This is a genomic window from Streptomyces sp. NPDC050448 (genome assembly GCF_040655295.1).
GTDB lineage: Bacteria > Actinomycetota > Actinomycetes > Streptomycetales > Streptomycetaceae > Streptomyces.
Genome location: NZ_JBFAJR010000003.1, coordinates 195,333 through 212,680, shown reverse-complemented (window position 1 = coordinate 212,680; position 17,348 = coordinate 195,333). Strand labels below are relative to the sequence as shown.

Genomic DNA, 17,348 nt, shown 5'->3' with positions numbered 1-17,348 from the left:
ACCGTGGGCGACTTCAGCTACTCCGACCACTGACCCTGCGCCGCGTAGAGAAAGCCGTCGGTACGCAGGAGGCCCGACCGGCACGTGCCGGTCGGGCCCTCGTCGCTGTGTCCGTGTCGGCTCGCGCCGGGCCCGTCGGTCAGACGGTAACGGGATGCCCGAGCAGTGCGGCTGCCTTCTGGAGCGGGCTGAGGTCGCGCGTGGGGGCTGCGGCCTTGGGAAGGCCGTGGCAGGTGAACCCGAGCTGGGTCATGGCCCGGAGGACCTCACCGGCGCTGAAGTCACGGCGGTCCTGGCGGGTGATGACCTGGCCGACCTGCTTGACGGGGTAGGTACGGCGCCCGATGATCACGGACTCGCCGGTGGCCTGCTCGGGCTTGATGCCCTTCATCGATTCCAGGACGCCGCTTTTGGTCAGGTCGAACGGGAAGCGGGCGATGACGCAGCGCATGATGCCTCACAAGGGGAAGAGGTGAATGGTCCGAACCGCGCGGTGAGGTCGTTCAGTGGGCAAGGGCGAGGACGCCCAGAGCGCCGCCTTGCTCATCGACGACGGGCAGGGCGTCGAGCCGGCGGTAGCGCATCGCGTGCTCGGCCTCGGCCAGCATGGTCATGGACGAGGCGAACGGCCCGCGGTCGGCGAGGACGTCACGCAGCCGGACCCGGTCCGTGTACGCGTCACCGTCGCGGACGGCGGCGAGCCGGGCCTGGGTGACCAGTCCGGTGCACAGGCCGTCGTTGTCGCAGACGAGCAGATGTCCGGCGCGGGCACTGACCATGACGGACAGGGCCACCTCGACCGTCATGTCATCACAGACCTGTGGCCCGGCCGCCTCCATGGCGTTGTCCACGGTCTGGGCCACGGGGTCGGCACTTGCCGAGCGGGGCTGCATCTGGACCAGCGTCACAACGTGCCTCCTGCAGAGATGGGTCGGTTTCCTGATCACGGGGCTGTCAGGCCGCCGCATCGAAGGCCGACTGCCGCACGCTGACGCGCCGGGCAGCCGCTCCGGGGCTGCGTCGACCGCGCGAGGCTGCGCGCCGCTTGGGCCGCTCGGACACCGGCGCCGTAATGGTTACGGGGATACCGGAAGGGGCCTGGGCGCCGGTGATGCGGTTCAGTGCTTCATCGCCGGAACGGACCTGGGTGGTCTGAGGGACGATGCCGGCGGCGGCCATGAGACGCGCCATGTCGCGGCGCTGGTTGGCGGTGACCAGGGTGACGACGCTGCCGGACTCGCCCGCGCGGGCAGTACGCCCACCACGGTGGAGGTAGTCCTTGTGGTCGGTCGGCGGGTCGACGTTCACGACGAGGTCGAGGTTGTCGACGTGGATGCCGCGGGCGGCGACGTTCGTGGCGACCAGGACGTTGACGTGCCCGGTCTTGAACTGGGCCAGGGTGCGGGTCCGCTGGGGCTGGGATTTACCTCCGTGGAGGGCGGCGGCGCGGACCCCACTGTTGAGGAGGTCCTGGGTGAGGCGGTCCACAGCGTGCTTGGTGTCCAGGAACATCATCACCCGGCCTTCACGCGCCGCGATCTCCGTCGTCATCCGCTGCTTGTCGGCGCCGTGGACGTGCAGGACGTGGTGCTCCATCGAGGTCACCGCACCCGCCGACGGGTCCACCGAGTGCACGACCGGGTCGGTCAGGTAGCGACGAACCAGCAGGTCGACGTTGCGGTCCAGGGTGGCGGAGAACAGCATCCGCTGACCCTCGGGACGCACCTGGTCCAGGAGCGCGGTGACCTGCGGCATGAAGCCCATGTCGGCCATCTGGTCGGCTTCGTCGAGGACGGTGATGCCCACCTGGTTCAGCCGGCAGTCCCCGCGGTCGATCAGGTCCTTGAGCCGTCCCGGCGTGGCGACGACGACCTCGGCACCGCCGCGCAGCGCGCCGGCCTGCCGCCCGATGGGCATGCCGCCGACGACCGTGGCCAGCCGCAGCTTGACCGAGCGGGCGTAGGGGGTGAGGGCGTCGGTGACCTGCTGGGCCAGCTCACGGGTCGGTACGAGGACCAGCGCGAGCGGCTGACGGGGCTCGGCACGCTGCCCGGCGGTGCGAGCCAGCAGCGCGAGGCCGAAGGCAAGGGTCTTGCCGGAGCCGGTGCGTCCGCGGCCGAGGGCGTCACGACCTGCGAGGGTGTTGGGCAGGGTGGCGCCCTGGATCGGGAAGGGCACGGTCACGCCTTGCGCGCCGAGGGCGGCCAGCAGTTCGGCCGGCATGTCGAGGTCGCCGAAGGCCTCGACTGCGGGCAGCGCGGGAGTGATGGTCTTCGGCAGGGCGAACTCGCCCTGTACCGCTGCGGGCCGTCGGCCGTAGCCGCCCGAGCGGCTCGAACCGCCCGAGCGGCTCGAACCGCCCGAACGGCTCGGGGCGGACGAGCGGCTCGGGGCGGACGAACCGAAGCGGCTGCCCCGCTCCGTACCGCCGGCAGCGCCGAAAGCGGGGCCGCCGTTACGGCTGCGGGTGCGAGAGGAACGGTCGTTCGTACGTGTGCGGTTCATTCAGAACCTTCCTTGATACGGCACGTATCAAGGAATTCCCGCAGCGGATACTTGGCGCAGGGAATCGCAAGAACGGGCCGAATGGAATGTGAAAGCGAATCTGTCCCTACAGGGATTCTGCAGGGGTGCAGGCGCTGAGATGAGATCGCGTCATGTGGGCGCGAATGCAGAAAAATCGAGTGGGCGAAGCTCTGAGGGCCTGCAACCCTGCATGCTTCGTCCCGCAGGTGACACCACTGCGGGAAATATGTGCAGCTGGGGCCCGCACCCCGAGGGATGCGGGCCCCAGCTGCGAAATGCGCGTCAGCGTCAGGCGGGAACGATGTTCTCGGCCGTCGGGCCCTTCTGGCCCTGCGCGATGTCGAAGGTGACCTTCTGGCCTTCCAGCAGCTCACGGAAGCCCTGGGCGGCGATGTTCGAGAAGTGGGCGAACACGTCCGGGCCGCCACCGTCCTGCTCGATGAAGCCGAAACCCTTGGCCGCGTTGAACCACTTCACGGTGCCAGATGCCATGTCAAATCTCCTTTGGGGCAGTGCGCCAGCATCCGCACTGTACGGACGCCGTGTCGCCGCGATGATGCCCCGCCGGAAAATGACCCGGAAATATGAAGCGCTTGAAGGTGGCACGGAGGCCGACTGGAGCGCTTGAAGTTTTTGGGTACCAAAACTGCAACCGAGATCGACAGTAGCACGCTGCAGCGGTTTGTGTGCGTAAATATCTCCACCGTGTGCGCTGCGGCAAAAACTCTCCCTGCGGGGCCCGTTAAATTCTCTGACCGCGGGGACAGATATTGATTCCCCCGAGTGCAGCGTTTTGGGAATAAGGCGTCCACCAGCTGCGACGTGCGCCGTCAGTCGGAACGTGAGCCTGCGGGCGTTTCCAGGAGCCCCCAGAGTGGCAGGCGCGTGGGCAGGGACTGAGTGGCAAAGGTGCTCCTGGCCTGCGGGAACGTCCTTTGAAGGCCTCCGGTGGTGGGCGCGGGCGAACCCGGTGGTGTCCGCTGTTGACCGCCCTTGCCGGCACGCTGTGGCACGGCCTCCGGCTCGGTGTGGCTCCTGCCGCACTCCGAGGCCGGGGCTTCCTCCGGCTCGATCAGCCTTCCGGAGTGCTTCACAGCGTCAATCGCAAGGCCGATTTGGGGGAACTCGCCAACCTGGGCATCGACCCTTCCGAACTGGGCGACCCCACCCCGGGTACGGCTCGCCGTCACACGCTCCCATCCGGCGGATGGTTCGAGACCCAGGCGCTGCCCCGGATGCGGCCCCGCCTCCTTGCAGCCGTCCTGGTCGTGCCGCCACCGCACCCACTGTGACGGCGAAGGCCCAGGTCGCTGACCTGGGCCTTCTTGCAAGAGCGGAGGAGGGGAATCGAACCCGCGCCATAAGCTCGGGACTCTATGGTGCGGAACGTGTCCGTATACCTCCTGACCTGCTGTAAGCGATCCGCGGAGGAGACTCCTGCGGCCTTTCTGTGCTCCGGTTCTGACCCCCTGTTGGCCGCCCCTGAGGGCACGGTTGGGGCACGCCCCTCATGGCGGTGCCTCACGGGGGCGAGAGGGCACGGACGGACTGCGAGCTGCCGCCGCTCACAGGGTCGCTGACGCCCGGAACGGCTACCGCAATCGGCCTCAGGGCGAGGCGGATAAGCAGAGCGAACGCGGTGAGGGCGGTGAGCGTGCGCAGGTCGTTGAAGAATTCCCAGCGCTGCAGGATCTCCGCGTGATCGACCGGTGGCGAGGTGAGCGCCCATTCCTTGATTCTTCCGTTGATCGGCACGTTGCCGAGCCGGGTTATCAGGAAGGAAGCGAGAGCAAGCAGACCTGCCGTACCCGAGATCAGCCGGGCGCGGCCGCGTGTCAGGGCTGCGAGAGTGAGGGAGCTCAGCGTCGACACGGCCATCGCGGCCTGCATGGTGATGCCGTTCATCTTCATCAGCTCGGCGTGGAAGGACAGGCGCATGTCGAGTGGTACCGCGTGGAAAGTGGGGACGAGGTTGACCGCGCCGTAGCCGAATGCGCCGGCGAGCAGACCCGTGGCGAGCAGGGCGAGCCCTTCGAGGAGCCGGATGCGCATGTTCGTCACCCTTGCGGGGCGACGAAGCGGTCGCGCGGTTCGCCGTGGAGGTGTCCTGGGGGGAGCCGTCGGCCGTAGGCGAGCAGGAGGAGGTCCTGCGCAGAGCCGGACAGGGGCGCTCCGGTACCGAAGGACCAGTCGAGGTCGTTGGCGCGGAGTTCGATGCCGGCCAGGTCGGCACCGAAGAATTTGACGGTCCTGGCGTTGATGCTCTCCAAGAGGATGCGCACGCGCTCCTCGGGTACCCGGCGGCTGAGGCCCAGCGCGACCGTGATGTCCAGGCCGTGGACCACGTCGTGGCCGAGGGCCGCCTCGATCCCGCCGACCGGCGGCTTCCAGGGATGATCCGCGTTGTCGTTGAGCAACGCGGCGAGGTCACGAGCCGAATGGGAAGCCGCGTCCTTACGGGCACATCGATCGGTCATCCGATGGAGGCTGCCTCGCGCTCTGATGAGCTCCCACGCCATCTTGGGGAGCGGGTACCGAAACCCCATTGTCATGTGGGCCGTGACTTCCCGTACTCGCCACCCCCCGCACAGGGTCGGCGCGTCCCACTCCTCGGCCGACAACTCGGCGAGCACGGCTGCCAGCTCCCGGCGTTCTGCTGCGATCGCGGACCTGATGTCCGCCGCTGGTCTCCGGTGCGTCGTGTTCCCCATGACCCAAGGCTCTCGGCAGCCTGGCCATAAGTCCAAGAGTTTGCATGTCTCGCAACTAGAATGATCAGTTATGGATATTCGCCAGCTGCGGTACTTCGTCACGGTCGCGGAGGAAGGCAACTTCACCCGCGCAGCCGCCCGTCTGCACCTGGCGCAGCCGGGGGTGAGTGCCCAAGTCCGGCAGCTGGAAAAGGAACTCGGCCACCCGCTGCTCGACCGCTCCGGCCGATCGGTGACCCTGACGGAGGTGGGTGAGGCCGTACTGCCGTACGCGCGGGCCGCGCTCACCGCCGTCGAAGCGGTACGGCAGACCGCGGACGAGTTCACCGGATTGCTGCGCGGTCACGTCACCCTCGGCCTTGTCTCAGGCGCAGCCGCGGCAGCCCACGAGTTCGACCTTGCCGCAGTACTGGCCGGTTTCCACAAGGACCACCCCCAGGTCGAGATCGCCCTGACCGAGGACACCTCGGAGCGGATGCTCACCGCGATGAATCGCGGGGAACTCGACATCGCCGTGATCGGACTCGCGGACGAGGAACCCCCACCGGGCATCTCCGTCCAGGTCCTGGTCGACGAACCGCTGGTCGCAGCCGTCTCCCCGGACGACCCCGCCCTCGCACCTCCGGACCGCACGAGCCTTCCGCTGGCCGAGCTGCGTGATCGCCCGCTGATCAGCCTGCCGCGTGGCACAGGGCTGCGCGGGGTGCTCGACCGCGCGTGCGCGCAGGCCGGGTTCCGGCCCCACATCGCCTTCGAGGCAGCCGCTCCGCTGTTCCTCGCTCAGCTCGCTGCCCGCGGTCTCGGCGTGGCGGTGGTTCCGGCCCTCCCTGCCGGCGCGGCGGCGGCTTTCGGGCTGCGGACGCTGGAGATCGCCGAACCGCAGCTACGCGGCCGGGTCGCTCTGGCCTGGCGGACGGACGGCCCTTCCAGTCCCGCAGCCACCACCTTCCTGGACCTGATGCGTACCGCCCTCAGCCCAACCTGACTGGCGGCAAAGGCGGTTGTGGCGCGCGAATGGCACGCGCGCCTGAACAGGTCTAGGCAATAAGCAAGCCCCAGGTCTGTGACCTGGGGCTCTACTGTGGAGCGGATGAGGGGAATCGAACCCGCGCTATAAGCTTGGGAATCACCCGGCACTTGACCTTGTGTATGGCCCCTGACCTGCGCGAATGTGCGGCGATGACCTCGTCCCGCCTGCTTCGTCGGACCCCTTGTCGACCGCTGTTTACCGCCCCTACTGGCACGTTGTGGCACGGCTCCCGAGAGGCGCCACGGGATATCGGCCTGGAGGGGCGTTGCGTGGCGCGTGATGTGGATCGGCGGGTGCCAGTCGGGTGTCGCTTGTCGTGCCGCCGCTCACGCAGTCTTTGTCGAGGTCTCCTCCCGGATCGGCGCGCGGTGGACCCGGGGAGCGAGCGGAGGAGCGGGGTCATCAGCAAGCCCGGCGGGGGTGGACGGATCTCTTGGGTGTCTCTCGCGCATCGTGCAGGAAGACGACACGGTTCTCGGACGCAAGGTCCGGCGACTGAGTCCATGCGTTCTCCCGCGCCAACTACTGCTTGGACATATAAAGTTGGCCTCTGCATGCACGAACGGGGAGGCGTTGTGGCAGTAGGGGGAATTCTCGTCGGGCTGATTCTCGACACCGGGCAGGACGAGGGGGATTACGTCGAGGAGCAGCTCCAGTACCTGCTGGCCGAACTGAGCCACCTGGACCTGGTAAGCATCGACCGTGTCCCCGCTTCTCTCCAGGCGCCGCCCGGCACCCGCAGTTCTGGCACCGTGGAGCTGGGTACCCTCCTGATCGGCCTGGGCGGCAGCGGCGCGTTGCTCCCCGTGCTTGTCGGACTCGCACAGGATTGGCTGAACCGCCGCCGGTCCGGCACGATCCGCATCCAGATCGGTGGCGACGAGATCGAGCTGTCCACGTCCTCTGACGAGATGCGGCTGCACGCCTTGGAGGAGTTTCTCCGACGCCACGAGGGGTGAATCATTGTGGCGAAGCGCGCCCTGATCATCGCGAACAGTCACTACGACGATGGCCATTTCGCCACGCTCCCGGCAGCCATCGCCGATGCGGCGGCGCTTACGCAGGTGCTCGGCGATCCACAGATCGGCGGATTCGACGTCGACGCGCTCGTTGACGTCCGACAGCGCACCGCGATGCGCGCGCTGGAGTCCTTCTTCGCCGGGGCCAAACCCGATGACCTCCTCCTTCTCCACCTGTCGCTGCATGGCTGGAAGGACTTGCGTAACCGGCTGCACTTCGTCATGGGTGATACCGAGCATGACTCTCTCGGCGCCACGGCCGTCTCCGCAGATGTGGTCGGCGACTGGATGAGTGAGAGCCGCTGCCGGAGCATCGTCGTCTTCCTCGACTGCTGCTACAGCGGAGCCTTCGCCTTGAACGGGCGACGCCGCGACAGTGGTGTGCCCACCGTCGATGTCGCCGAGCCCTTCGCGGGCAATGGCCGCGTCGTACTCACGGCCTCCACGGCCCTGCAGTATGCGTATGAGGGTGAGCGGGACGTCCGCTACAGCCGCCGCACGCCCGTCGAGCCCTCCGTCTTCACCTCGGCCGTGGTGAACGGGCTGCGTGACGGGTCCGCGGATCTGGACGGCGACGGGCTCGTGTCCGTCGATGAGCTCTACACCTACGTACACGAGCAGGTACGCCACCGAATCGCTGACCAGACGCCGACGCTCAGCGTCGATAGCGCACAGGGCACGATCTACGTGGCTCGTAGCCCCCGTCGCGGCGATCTCGACCGGCTGGCCGAGATGCGGTCCGCCATGCGCGAGGCTCAGGCCTGGAAGCGCGTCGGCTCCCTGCATCTGGTCGAACAGTTACTCGGCAGCGTGCATGGGCCGACCAGGGACGCAGCGCGAGCGGGGCTTCTCGGACTTGTCGCTGACAGGGACCGTGATGTCGCTCGGCGCGCACTGAAACTGTGGCATGGCCGGGGGCTTGGCGAGATCCCCGCACAACAGGGCCCGTCCCGCCCGAGGCAGTCTCGGCCGGACGCGCCCGCTCGCCCGTTCGTGGGCATCGACTTCGGTACGACGAACTCGGCGATCGGTGTCTTCGAGGGCGAGGACGTCCGCTTGATCCCCAACGCGGAGGGAGCGCTCACCACGCCGAGCCTGGTGGCCGTCACAGCCGAAGGGACGATCCTGGTGGGCACGGCCGCGAAGCGGCAGGCGATCACCAACCCCGATTTCACCGTCCGGTCGGTGAAGCTGAAGCTGGGCACTGACTGGAGTCTCACGCGCTACGGGGTGCGGCTGACGGCAGAGGATGCCGCGCGGCTGGTCCTCGCCCGTCTGCGGGAGGATGCCGAGGCCTACCTCGGAGGGCCGCTCGGTGCAGCGGTGCTGACGGTTCCTGCAAACTTCGGGCTGGACCAGCGGGCGGCGTTGGTCAGGGCCGGCGAAGAGGCGGGACTCCATGTCATTCGGATGGTCAACGAACCCACGGCTGCGGCAATGACGTATGGCCTGAACCGGGACGAGAGCACTGTACTGATCTTCGATCTCGGCGGGGGCACACTCGACGTCTCGCTCATAGAGGTCTCCGACAACGTCGTGGATGTGAAGGCGACCGCGGGCGACAACCACCTCGGCGGTGACGACTGGGACCTGCGGATCGTCAACCACATCGCGAGCTGCATACGGGAGCGGTACGGAGTCGACATATCCGTAGACGCCGCGGCGATGCAACGGCTGCAGGAAGCAGCGGAGACGGCGAAGACCGAACTTTCGGCGACACGCACTGCATCCCTTCGACTGCCCTACCTCGCCGCTCGTCCCCACGGACCGCTGCACCTCGACGAGCAGCTGACCCGTGAGGAGTTCGAGGCGTTCACCCAGGATCTACTGGAGCGCTGCCGGCGACCTGTCGATCAGGCCGTCAGCGACGCCGGGATCACGCTCTCCGACATCGACCGGGTCATCCTGACGGGCGGTGCCACCCGGATGCCGGCGGTGGGAGAACTGGTCCGCCGACTCACGGGTAACCGGGAACCCTACCGTGGCCTGATCCCGGAGGGGGTTGTCACCGGAGCCGCGCTCCAGGCCGGCGTGCTGTCCGGGGCCCAGAAGGACGTGTTCCTCCTGGACGCCTGTTCCTCGTCGATCGGAGTCGAGGTTCAGGGGGAGACCGTCGTGAGGCTGATCGAGCGGAACACCACGCTTCCGGTGGAACGTAGCGAAATCCTCTCGACGCACATGGACGATCAGCCGACAGCGGTCCTTCACTTCGTCGAGGGAGAGGAGGACGATCCGACGCGGAACAGGACACTGGCGGTCCTCACATTGCCGCTCGGGCTCACCCCTGGCGGTATTCCTCGGATTGAGGTCCGTGCCGATCTGGATACCAATGGTGTGCTGCACGTTACCGCCATGGACCGAGGCACTGGCGAGGTGACGACGGATGTGGCCAGCCACGCGACCATGAAGAGGGCCGCCGCTCTTGTCAGGTCACCCCGCTGGAGCGACCTGCGCAGACTTGCCCCTTCGCTGCCTGAGCGCTATTAGTGTCCTGCGCCACCTTCCGGCCCTGATCTGGCCGCCTCGTTGGCTCCTTTGCTGACCGCTGTTTACCGCCCCTATTGGCGCGCTGTGGCACGACTTCCCGTGCGAGTCAGGCGAGGCGCTGGCCCGGAGCGTGATCGCGTTGGCCGATGCGGGCGATGTCCAGCGCGGGCCAAAGCGACCTCGCCGCCTGTTTCGGGGGCGCGTCTTGTGCACGGTTGCCTGCCTCGGGCCGCCACGGTTACAGTTATTGCAGATGGTTGCTTCACTGGGGTAGTGGATGGGAGGCCGACATGGCTCGAACGAGCGTTCTGGCCCGTGCTGAAAAGGTCGAGCCGAACCCCTCGCATCAAGGTGCGCTCGCCGCGACCGCCCGGATGGCGCCGGAGCAGGTCGAGGTATTGGTCCGCACCCCTGATGGTGTCGAAATGGTGCTGCCAGCGGAGCTGGTCCGGGTTCTTCTCGCCTCAGCTGGCGAGCTGGCCCGGGGGCATGCCGTCACAGTGCTGGCGTCCGAGGTGCAGCTGTCGCCCACTGAGGCTGCTGAGCTTCTGGGCTTGTCTCGGCCGTTCGTTGCGCGCCTGCTTGATGCCGGTGACATCCCCTCGACGAATCTGCCCGGAAGTAGTCACCGCGTGGTGCGTCTCGCGGACGTCCTGGCGTTCCAGCAGCGGCGCGAGCGCCGTCGCGAGGGGCGCCGCCAGATCGCTGATGTGCTTGACGATGCCGGGTTGCCGTACTGATCGCGATGGCGCGGTATGTGTCGAAGGGGAGGAAGGGCGAACGTGGCGGCGCGGGTCTTCGTGGACACCAACGTCCTGTTTCCGTTCTCAGTGATGGACGTGATGCTGGCCCTCACGGAGGACTCCATCCACGAGATCGTGTGGTCCGAATGACTCCTGGCGGAGTGGGAACGGGTCATCGTCCGCGAGGGCAGACGTTCTGCGGACTCGGCTGCCGCTGTTACTCGCGCCATCCGGCGGTTCTTCTCCGACTGTGAGATCCCGGCAGCCGCTTACGCCCACCTTGTGGACGAGATGCCGGGTGATGACCCCGACGACCGGCACCACGCTGCGGCAGCGGTGGCCGCCGGGGCCGGCGCGCTCATCACGTGGAACCTTGGTGACTTCCCTGCCGACGACTTGGCGAAGCGCGGAGTGCAGGTGATCGACCCGGACGAGTATCTGTGCGGACTGTACGGAGAATTGCCGAGTGAGGTCGTGCAGGCCGTGGTCAGGCTGGCGGCAGAGAAGCGGAATCCGCCGGTCACGATTGCTGATGCCATCACCCGACTTGCGAAGGCCGGTGTGCCACGCTTCGCCGACCTCTTGGCCGGACATCTCGGGTAGCGCGCGGGGCGAGATGCCGTTCAGTGTCGGGCGCGAGGTGGTGCACGGGTGGTGCGCGGCTTCCGAATCGGCCTAGACGACGAAGCCCCAGGTCACTGACCTGGGGCTTCGTTCAAGAGCGGATGACGGGAATCGAACCCGCGCTACAAGCTTGGGAAGCTATGGCGCGCCGGGTATCTGTAAGGCGCCTGACCTGCGAAAACAGCCCGTCGAGCGAGCTGTTGCGAGGGTCTGCCGATACCCGTATGGACCGCTGTTCACCGCTCCGAAGGGCACGGATGGGGCACGTGTCTGCTGGCTTGGCGGGATGAGGCGCTTCCCCCGCTCGGTAGGCGGATGTGTCAAGGTTTCGACACTTCGCGGCGGGGCCCACGTCGCGCCCGCAATCGGGGAGTGTGGTGCTGCTGAGGGCCAGGTGCCCGCAAGCGCGTCGCCGCCGATGTGCTGCGCGAGGAACTGGGCCTCGACCTGAAATCGGCCGCCCTGCTCGTCGTCGACTGGGTGCCACCGTATGGGCCCTTGGGACGACCAGCTCTCGTTCATCTTCGAGGGCGGCACGCTGGATGAACAGACCATCGCGATGCTGCGCCCCCATGACGACGAGCTGGCCGAGGTCGTGTTCACCGGCGGAGAAGGCCGCCCGGCTACTCCGAGAGCGCCTGGCCCGACGGTTCACTGCCGCGGTCGCCCAACTCGGCACCGGATGCCCGGCATACCTCAGTGACGGCTATCCCGGCCGTACGAGCTTACGCAGAGCACCCCCTATTGGCTCCCTAAACTACGGTTGTGATTCGCAGTCGGTAATGGGGGAGGCTTCGCATGGGCGACGGCAATGACAGCGGCAAGATTCTGGACATCAAGACGGCCGACATCAAGTCGACGGCTCCGATCTTCCATACGCAGGGCAAGAACCTGAGCAAGGCGCTCACGACGCTCGTCACCACCCTCGACGGGCTCGGTAAGCCGTGGGGTGATGACGAGCAGGGCAAGGCATTCGGCGACGCCTACAGCCCCCAGCAGAAGGCCATCGAGAAGGCGGCCGGCACCCTCGTCCTCGGTCTGGTCAGCATTCACGAGGCGATGACCGACATGGCGGACGGGCACATCGACAACGACGAGTTGATCGCCGGGATGTTCACGAAGATGCAGCCGAAGGTCGGCGAAGGCTACGACGGGGAAGCCAAGTGAGCATTGAGGACGAGGCCAAGGACCTCCTGCTCACGCTGGGCCTGTGGTGGCCGGATGCCAATTCCGGCACCCTGCGGCACGCCGCCGATGCCTGGCGGACCTTCGCCGACGCCGTCGACGACGTACGTACGCCTGTCAACAACGCGGCCTCCTCGCTGATCACCAACAACACGGGTGAGGCGATAGAGGCGTTCGGGACCTTCTGGGGACGGTACGCCAAGGGCAACGACGCGGGCTGGCTCAGCGACCTCGCCAAGGCGTCCCGCCAGATGGCCGAGGCACTCGACAAGTTCGCCGGGGCCATCGACGACGCCATCAACAAACTCTGGACGCAGATCGGCATCGACGCCGCGGTCATCGTGGGCGGCATCGCGCTGGCCTTCTTCACGGCGGGCATCGCTGCCGGCGCCGCTGCCCTGGCCACCGAGGCCCTCATCGAATTCGGCGTCACGATGGGCGTCGCCGTCACCACCACCGTCGCCGAAATCGCCGCCGGCACGCTGGTCGCGGCGGCCTTCGGGAGCATGGAGTCGGTGACCATCGACCTCGCGGTCGCCCAGCCCCTGAAGATCGCCACGGGCATGCAGAAGGGCTTCAGCCTGGACGAGATCAACGCTGCGGCCAGGGACGGGATGATCTACGGCGGGGTGTTCGGAGCCGCCGGCGGCGTGACGAAGGCCGGTATCGAGGGCAGCTTGTTCGCCAAGACCGACGTCCCGCTCATGCTGCGGCCGCCCTCGCTCCGCCCCGACCTGGTGGAGATCGGGCCGGCCGCCCGGACGTGCAAGAGCACCCCGTGCGTGGGGGAACCCATCGACGTGGCGACCGGCGCCATGCTGATGACACAGACCGACCTCACACTCCCCGCCGGCCTCCCCCTGGTCTTCGAGCGCACCCACCTGTCCTCGTACCGCGGTGGAGTGTGCTTCGGCCCCACCTGGGTCTCCACCCTGGACGAGTGCCTTCAGATCGACGGGGAAGGAGTGGTGTTCGCCGCCTCGGACGGCATGCGCCTGGTCTACCCCGTGCCGCAGCCCGGCGAGCCCGTCCTGCCTGTCAAGGGCGCCCGCTGGCCGCTCGAATGGGACGGCAAGCCCGACGGCGTCATGACCATCACCGACCCGGACTCCGGAGTCGTCCGCACCTTCGGTACCCCCCTCCCTTCCGGCACCTTTGGTGTCTTCCACCTCCCGCTGGACAGCTGGCACGACCGCAACGGCGCTCGCATCGACATCGAGCGCACGCCCGATGGCATCCCCACGGCGCTCCGCCACTCCGGCGGCTACTACCTCGCCGTCGACACCCAGGGGCCGCGCATCACCGCCCTGCGCCTGCTGGACCAGGCTCCGTCGCGGTACGAGTCCTCGCCGGGCGAGGGCGCCGGTACGGTCGTCATGCGGTACGGCTACGACGAGGCGGGCAACCTCACCGAGGTCGTCAACTCCAGCGACGCACCACTGCGTTTCACTTACGACGCTGAAGCGCGGGTCACTTCCTGGACCGACCGCAACGGCACCTCCTTCGCCTACTTCTACGACGCCCGCGGCCGAGTCGAGCGCACCGAGGGCAGCGACGGCTTCCTCTCCGGCACCCTCGCCTACGACGACCAGGCGCACACCACCACCTACACCGACTCCCTCGGCCGCCGCTCCACCCACCGGTACAACTCCGCGGGCATGGTCGTCGAGGAGACCGATCCGCTCGGGCACACCACCCGCACGCAGTGGACAGCGAGGGGCGACAAACCCGTCTCGGTCACCGATCCGCTGGGCCGCACGACGCGCTACGCCTATGACGAGGATGGCAATCCCACTGAGCTCACCCTGCCGGACCAGTCCGTCGCCCGGGCCGCTTACAACGAGCTCGGCCGGCCGGTCGAGGTGGTCGAGCCCGGCGGCGCCGTCTGGCGGCACACCTACGACGAGCTCGGCAACTTGCTCACCACGACCGATCCTCTCGATACCGAAACGCGCTACACATACGACGAGTCGGGCCATCTGGCCACTGTCACCGACGCCCTGGGCCATACCCGCAGGGTCACGTCCGACGCGGCCGGTTCGGCCGCGTCGTCGAAGTGGTCGACCCCTTGGGCCGGACCAGCCGCATGGCCTGGACGACCGAAGGCAAGCCGACGTGGCGCGAGTACGCGGACGGCAGTCGGGAGTCCTGGACCTGGGACGGCGAGGGAAATCTGCTCACCCACACCGACCGGGCGGGCAATGTCACCCGCAACACCGCCACCCATTTCGACGTCCCGGCCAGCCGCACGGATCCGGACGGCGCGGAGTACACCTTCGGCTACGACACCGAACTCCGACTGACCGAAGTTTCCAACCCGCATGGTCTGAAATGGTCGTACACGTACGACGAGGCAGGCTGGCTGGCCGCCGAGACCGACTTCAACGGCCGGACGCTGACGTACACGCACGACGCGTCGGGCGCCCTGGTATCCCGCACGAACGGCGCGGGCGAAACGTTGCGCTTCACCAGGGATGAGCTGGGTCGCGTCATCGAACAGCGCACCGACTCAGGTGACGCCACCACGTATGCGTACGGCACATCGGGTCATCTGATCCACACGGCCAACGCGGACGCGGAGGTCTCCATCGAACGGGACGCCCTCGGCCGAACTCTCAAGGAAACGGTCAACGGGCGCACGACCTCCTACGCCTACGACGTGCTCGGCCGTGTCCTGCGGCGCACCACGCCGTCCGGTCTGAGTTCCGATTGGAGCTACGACCGGACCGGCCGCCCCGTCGGACTCACCACCGAGGCGGGCTCGCTGAGCTTCACCTATGACGCTTCCGGGCGCGAGACCGAGCGCCGTCTCGACGACGGTGTCACGCTCACCCAGAATTGGGACGTCGCCGACCGTCTCGTCGAGCAGAGCGTTCGGGGCCGTGCGGACGAGGCCGACCGCCTCGTCCAGCACCGCAGCTACGCCTATCGCGAGGATGGGTACCTCACCGAGATCCGTGAACTGACATCAGGCACACGTCGATTCGACCTTGACGCAATGGGTCGCGTCACGGGCGTGCGCGCCCATGGGTGGACGGAGACGTACGCCTACGACGCGTCAGGCAACCTCACCCATGCCGCGGCACCCGCCCACGAGTCCGCTGGCGCGCGCGAGTTCAGTGGCACTCTGATCAGCAATGCCGGTCGTACGGCCTACGAACACGACGCCCAGGGCCGCCTGATCCGCAAGTCCCGCAAGCTCCTCAACGGTCAGCGGTTGACGTGGACATACATCTGGAACGCGGAAGACCGCCTGACCGAGGCGGTGACACCGGCCGGCGAGCGCTGGCAGTACGCCTACGACCCGCTGGGCCGCCGGATATCCAAGCAACGCGTGGCGGACGACGGATCGAACGTCGATCGCACGGACTTCACCTGGGACGACACCCGTCTGGCCGAACGGCAGACGTCCCAAGGCCGCGCCACCACCTGGGACTACGCTCCTGGCACCCATCGCCCACTCACCCAGACCGATCACAAGCCGTTGATCCGTGAGGCGGGTGTATCCCTGTTGGCCAAACTGGCCCAGGACACATGCATCGACTACAGCACCCGCTTGTGCGCCGTCATCACGGACGCGATCGGCACGCCGACCGAATTGGTCACCGCTGAGGGGGAACTTCTCTGGCAGCGCCGCACCACCCTGTGGGGCACCGACTTCCCCGTGCCCACGGACAGCGCATCAGTGGACTGCCCGCTCCGCTTCCCGGGCCAGTACGCGGACACCGAAACGGGCCTGAACTACAACCACTTCCGCTACTACGACCCGGAGGCCGCCCGATATATCAGCGCGGATCCGTTGGGTCTGGAGCCTGCCCCCAATCCGAATGCCTACGTCCGGCATCCCGGTACGTGGTCAGATCCCCTGGGTCTGGCAGGCTGCGATCTGCAAGACATGGGCGGTGGCTGGTATCGCTCACCAGAGGGCCTTGACTATGGGCCCGGCTCCGCCGAGGGGCACCGAATCACCCACGTAATGCAGCACACCCAAGAGAACCCGGCGAAGCCTAACCATGGGGTGTTCGACACGGGCAGCAAGGGCGTGCTTGAGACGGTCGACGAGGCGTGGAGCAGGCGCGCCTTGGCCGTCTCGGTGAACCAGCAGGGTGCGCGCACCACCTATATCATCCCGATGGAACACCAAGTCGGGTTCAATCCTGGCGAGAAATATATTTCGATCACAGTCGAACACGGCAACGAAGTGATCACTGCTTTCCCGAGGAGTTGGAATTGATGGAGAAGGTGGCGTGTGTCCATTGCGGTCAGGATTGGGTGCGATGTTACAAGCGCAAGGATTCTGGCCAGATCTTCTTCATGTGTCCGGAGTGTGAATCCCTGTGGCTCAAGGAAGAGGATGTGCACGATGAGACGGACATGTACCTGAGTGAATTTCTTCTCACGGGAGACTCCGCGAAGGACTGGGAAGCGATCGTTCCTTGTGTCAAACCCATGGCCTGTGGCGACGGGGGTTAGCTGAAATTATCTTTGCTCGGTAGATCTGGCCAAATGTCGGGTGGCGGCCGGCGGGGGCCGGCCGGGCTCGGCCAGGACCTGTTCGGCTGGCTCTGGCAGAGCCTGACGCAGAGCGGTGGCCTGCTGCTGTTGGGACATCCGCCACGGGCGCGGGGTTTTTCCCCATGCCGGTACTGCTGGCCGCTGGAGGGGGTGGTTGCGGCTTCGGTTTTTGCATCCGGTGGGCGGGCGGCTCGTGGTCGGCCTACGGCGGGTGACGAGGTGGAAGTGCGCGGCGCCGGCGCGGGGTGGCCGTGAGCGGCGACTCCGGGCCCAATCCGAGGCTCCGTGAGGGCAGTTATGGCACGCGAATGGCACGCGGGCTCTGAGAGGTCTAGACAACAAACAAGCCCCAGGTCTGCGACCTGGGGCTTTGCAATGGAGCGGATGACGGGAATCGAACCCGCGCTATAAGAAGTGCGCGGCGCCGGCGCGGGGTGGCCGTGAGCGGCGACTCCGGGCCCAATCCGAGGCTCCGTGAGGGCAGTTATGGCACGCGAATGGCACGCGG

13 protein-coding genes and 1 pseudogene are annotated in these 17,348 nt (G+C 67.2%); 8 read left to right on the top strand and 6 right to left on the bottom strand.

The window, feature by feature from the left end:
* Positions 1-139: 139 nt before the first annotated feature.
* From AB0I68_RS05925 to AB0I68_RS05900, 6 genes are all read right to left on the bottom strand, one after another.
* A complete protein-coding gene (locus AB0I68_RS05925; protein ID WP_363175950.1) occupies positions 140-451 on the bottom strand; it encodes an SCO5918 family protein in 312 nt (103 codons plus the stop codon).
* A gap of 52 nt (positions 452-503) precedes the next feature.
* The gene (locus AB0I68_RS05920) at positions 504-908 is read right to left on the bottom strand and encodes a CBS domain-containing protein (RefSeq protein ID WP_363175949.1); all 405 of its coding nucleotides are present in this window, start codon (positions 906-908) and stop codon (positions 504-506) included.
* Positions 909-954: 46 nt separating this feature from the next.
* On the bottom strand, positions 955-2,505 hold the full coding sequence (locus tag AB0I68_RS05915; RefSeq protein ID WP_363175948.1) for a DEAD/DEAH box helicase: 1,551 nt from the start codon (positions 2,503-2,505) through the stop codon (positions 955-957).
* Between the two features lie 309 nt (positions 2,506-2,814).
* Complete coding sequence (locus tag AB0I68_RS05910; RefSeq protein ID WP_363175946.1) at positions 2,815-3,018, bottom strand: cold-shock protein; 204 nt, start codon at positions 3,016-3,018, stop codon at positions 2,815-2,817.
* Between the two features lie 1,029 nt (positions 3,019-4,047).
* Positions 4,048-4,578 carry a DUF1772 domain-containing protein gene (locus AB0I68_RS05905; RefSeq protein ID WP_363175945.1) on the bottom strand — a complete coding sequence of 177 codons (531 nt, stop codon included), beginning with the start codon at positions 4,576-4,578 and terminating at the stop codon, positions 4,048-4,050.
* A 5-nt stretch (positions 4,579-4,583) separates the two neighbouring features.
* On the bottom strand, positions 4,584-5,237 hold the full coding sequence (locus tag AB0I68_RS05900; protein ID WP_363175944.1) for a maleylpyruvate isomerase family mycothiol-dependent enzyme: 654 nt from the start codon (positions 5,235-5,237) through the stop codon (positions 4,584-4,586).
* A 70-nt stretch (positions 5,238-5,307) separates the two neighbouring features.
* On the opposite strand from AB0I68_RS05900, the gene AB0I68_RS05895 reads away from it, so the two are divergent.
* The 8 genes and pseudogenes from AB0I68_RS05895 (at position 5,308) to AB0I68_RS05860 (ending at position 16,559) form a co-directional block, all read left to right on the top strand.
* Positions 5,308-6,222 (top strand): LysR family transcriptional regulator, encoded by a 915-nt coding sequence (locus tag AB0I68_RS05895; protein ID WP_363175943.1) that lies wholly within the window; start codon positions 5,308-5,310, stop codon positions 6,220-6,222.
* Between the two features lie 599 nt (positions 6,223-6,821).
* The gene (locus AB0I68_RS05890) at positions 6,822-7,226 is read left to right on the top strand and encodes a hypothetical protein (RefSeq protein ID WP_363175942.1); all 405 of its coding nucleotides are present in this window, start codon (positions 6,822-6,824) and stop codon (positions 7,224-7,226) included.
* A gap of 6 nt (positions 7,227-7,232) precedes the next feature.
* Entirely contained in the window at positions 7,233-9,773 is a 2,541-nt protein-coding gene (locus AB0I68_RS05885) for an Hsp70 family protein (protein WP_363175941.1), read from the top strand.
* Positions 9,774-10,063: 290 nt separating this feature from the next.
* Complete coding sequence (locus AB0I68_RS05880; protein ID WP_363175940.1) at positions 10,064-10,513, top strand: helix-turn-helix domain-containing protein; 450 nt, start codon at positions 10,064-10,066, stop codon at positions 10,511-10,513.
* A 156-nt stretch (positions 10,514-10,669) separates the two neighbouring features.
* Entirely contained in the window at positions 10,670-11,119 is a 450-nt protein-coding gene (locus AB0I68_RS05875; RefSeq protein WP_363176115.1) for a hypothetical protein, read from the top strand.
* 819 nt (positions 11,120-11,938) lie between these two features.
* Positions 11,939-12,307 carry a hypothetical protein gene (locus tag AB0I68_RS05870; protein ID WP_363175939.1) on the top strand — a complete coding sequence of 123 codons (369 nt, stop codon included), beginning with the start codon at positions 11,939-11,941 and terminating at the stop codon, positions 12,305-12,307.
* A 269-nt stretch (positions 12,308-12,576) separates the two neighbouring features.
* Positions 12,577-14,289: pseudogene (locus tag AB0I68_RS05865) on the top strand (DUF6531 domain-containing protein); the annotation flags it as partial.
* A 122-nt stretch (positions 14,290-14,411) separates the two neighbouring features.
* Entirely contained in the window at positions 14,412-16,559 is a 2,148-nt protein-coding gene (locus tag AB0I68_RS05860) for an RHS repeat-associated core domain-containing protein (protein WP_363175938.1), read from the top strand.
* The last annotated feature ends 789 nt before the right edge of the window (positions 16,560-17,348 follow it).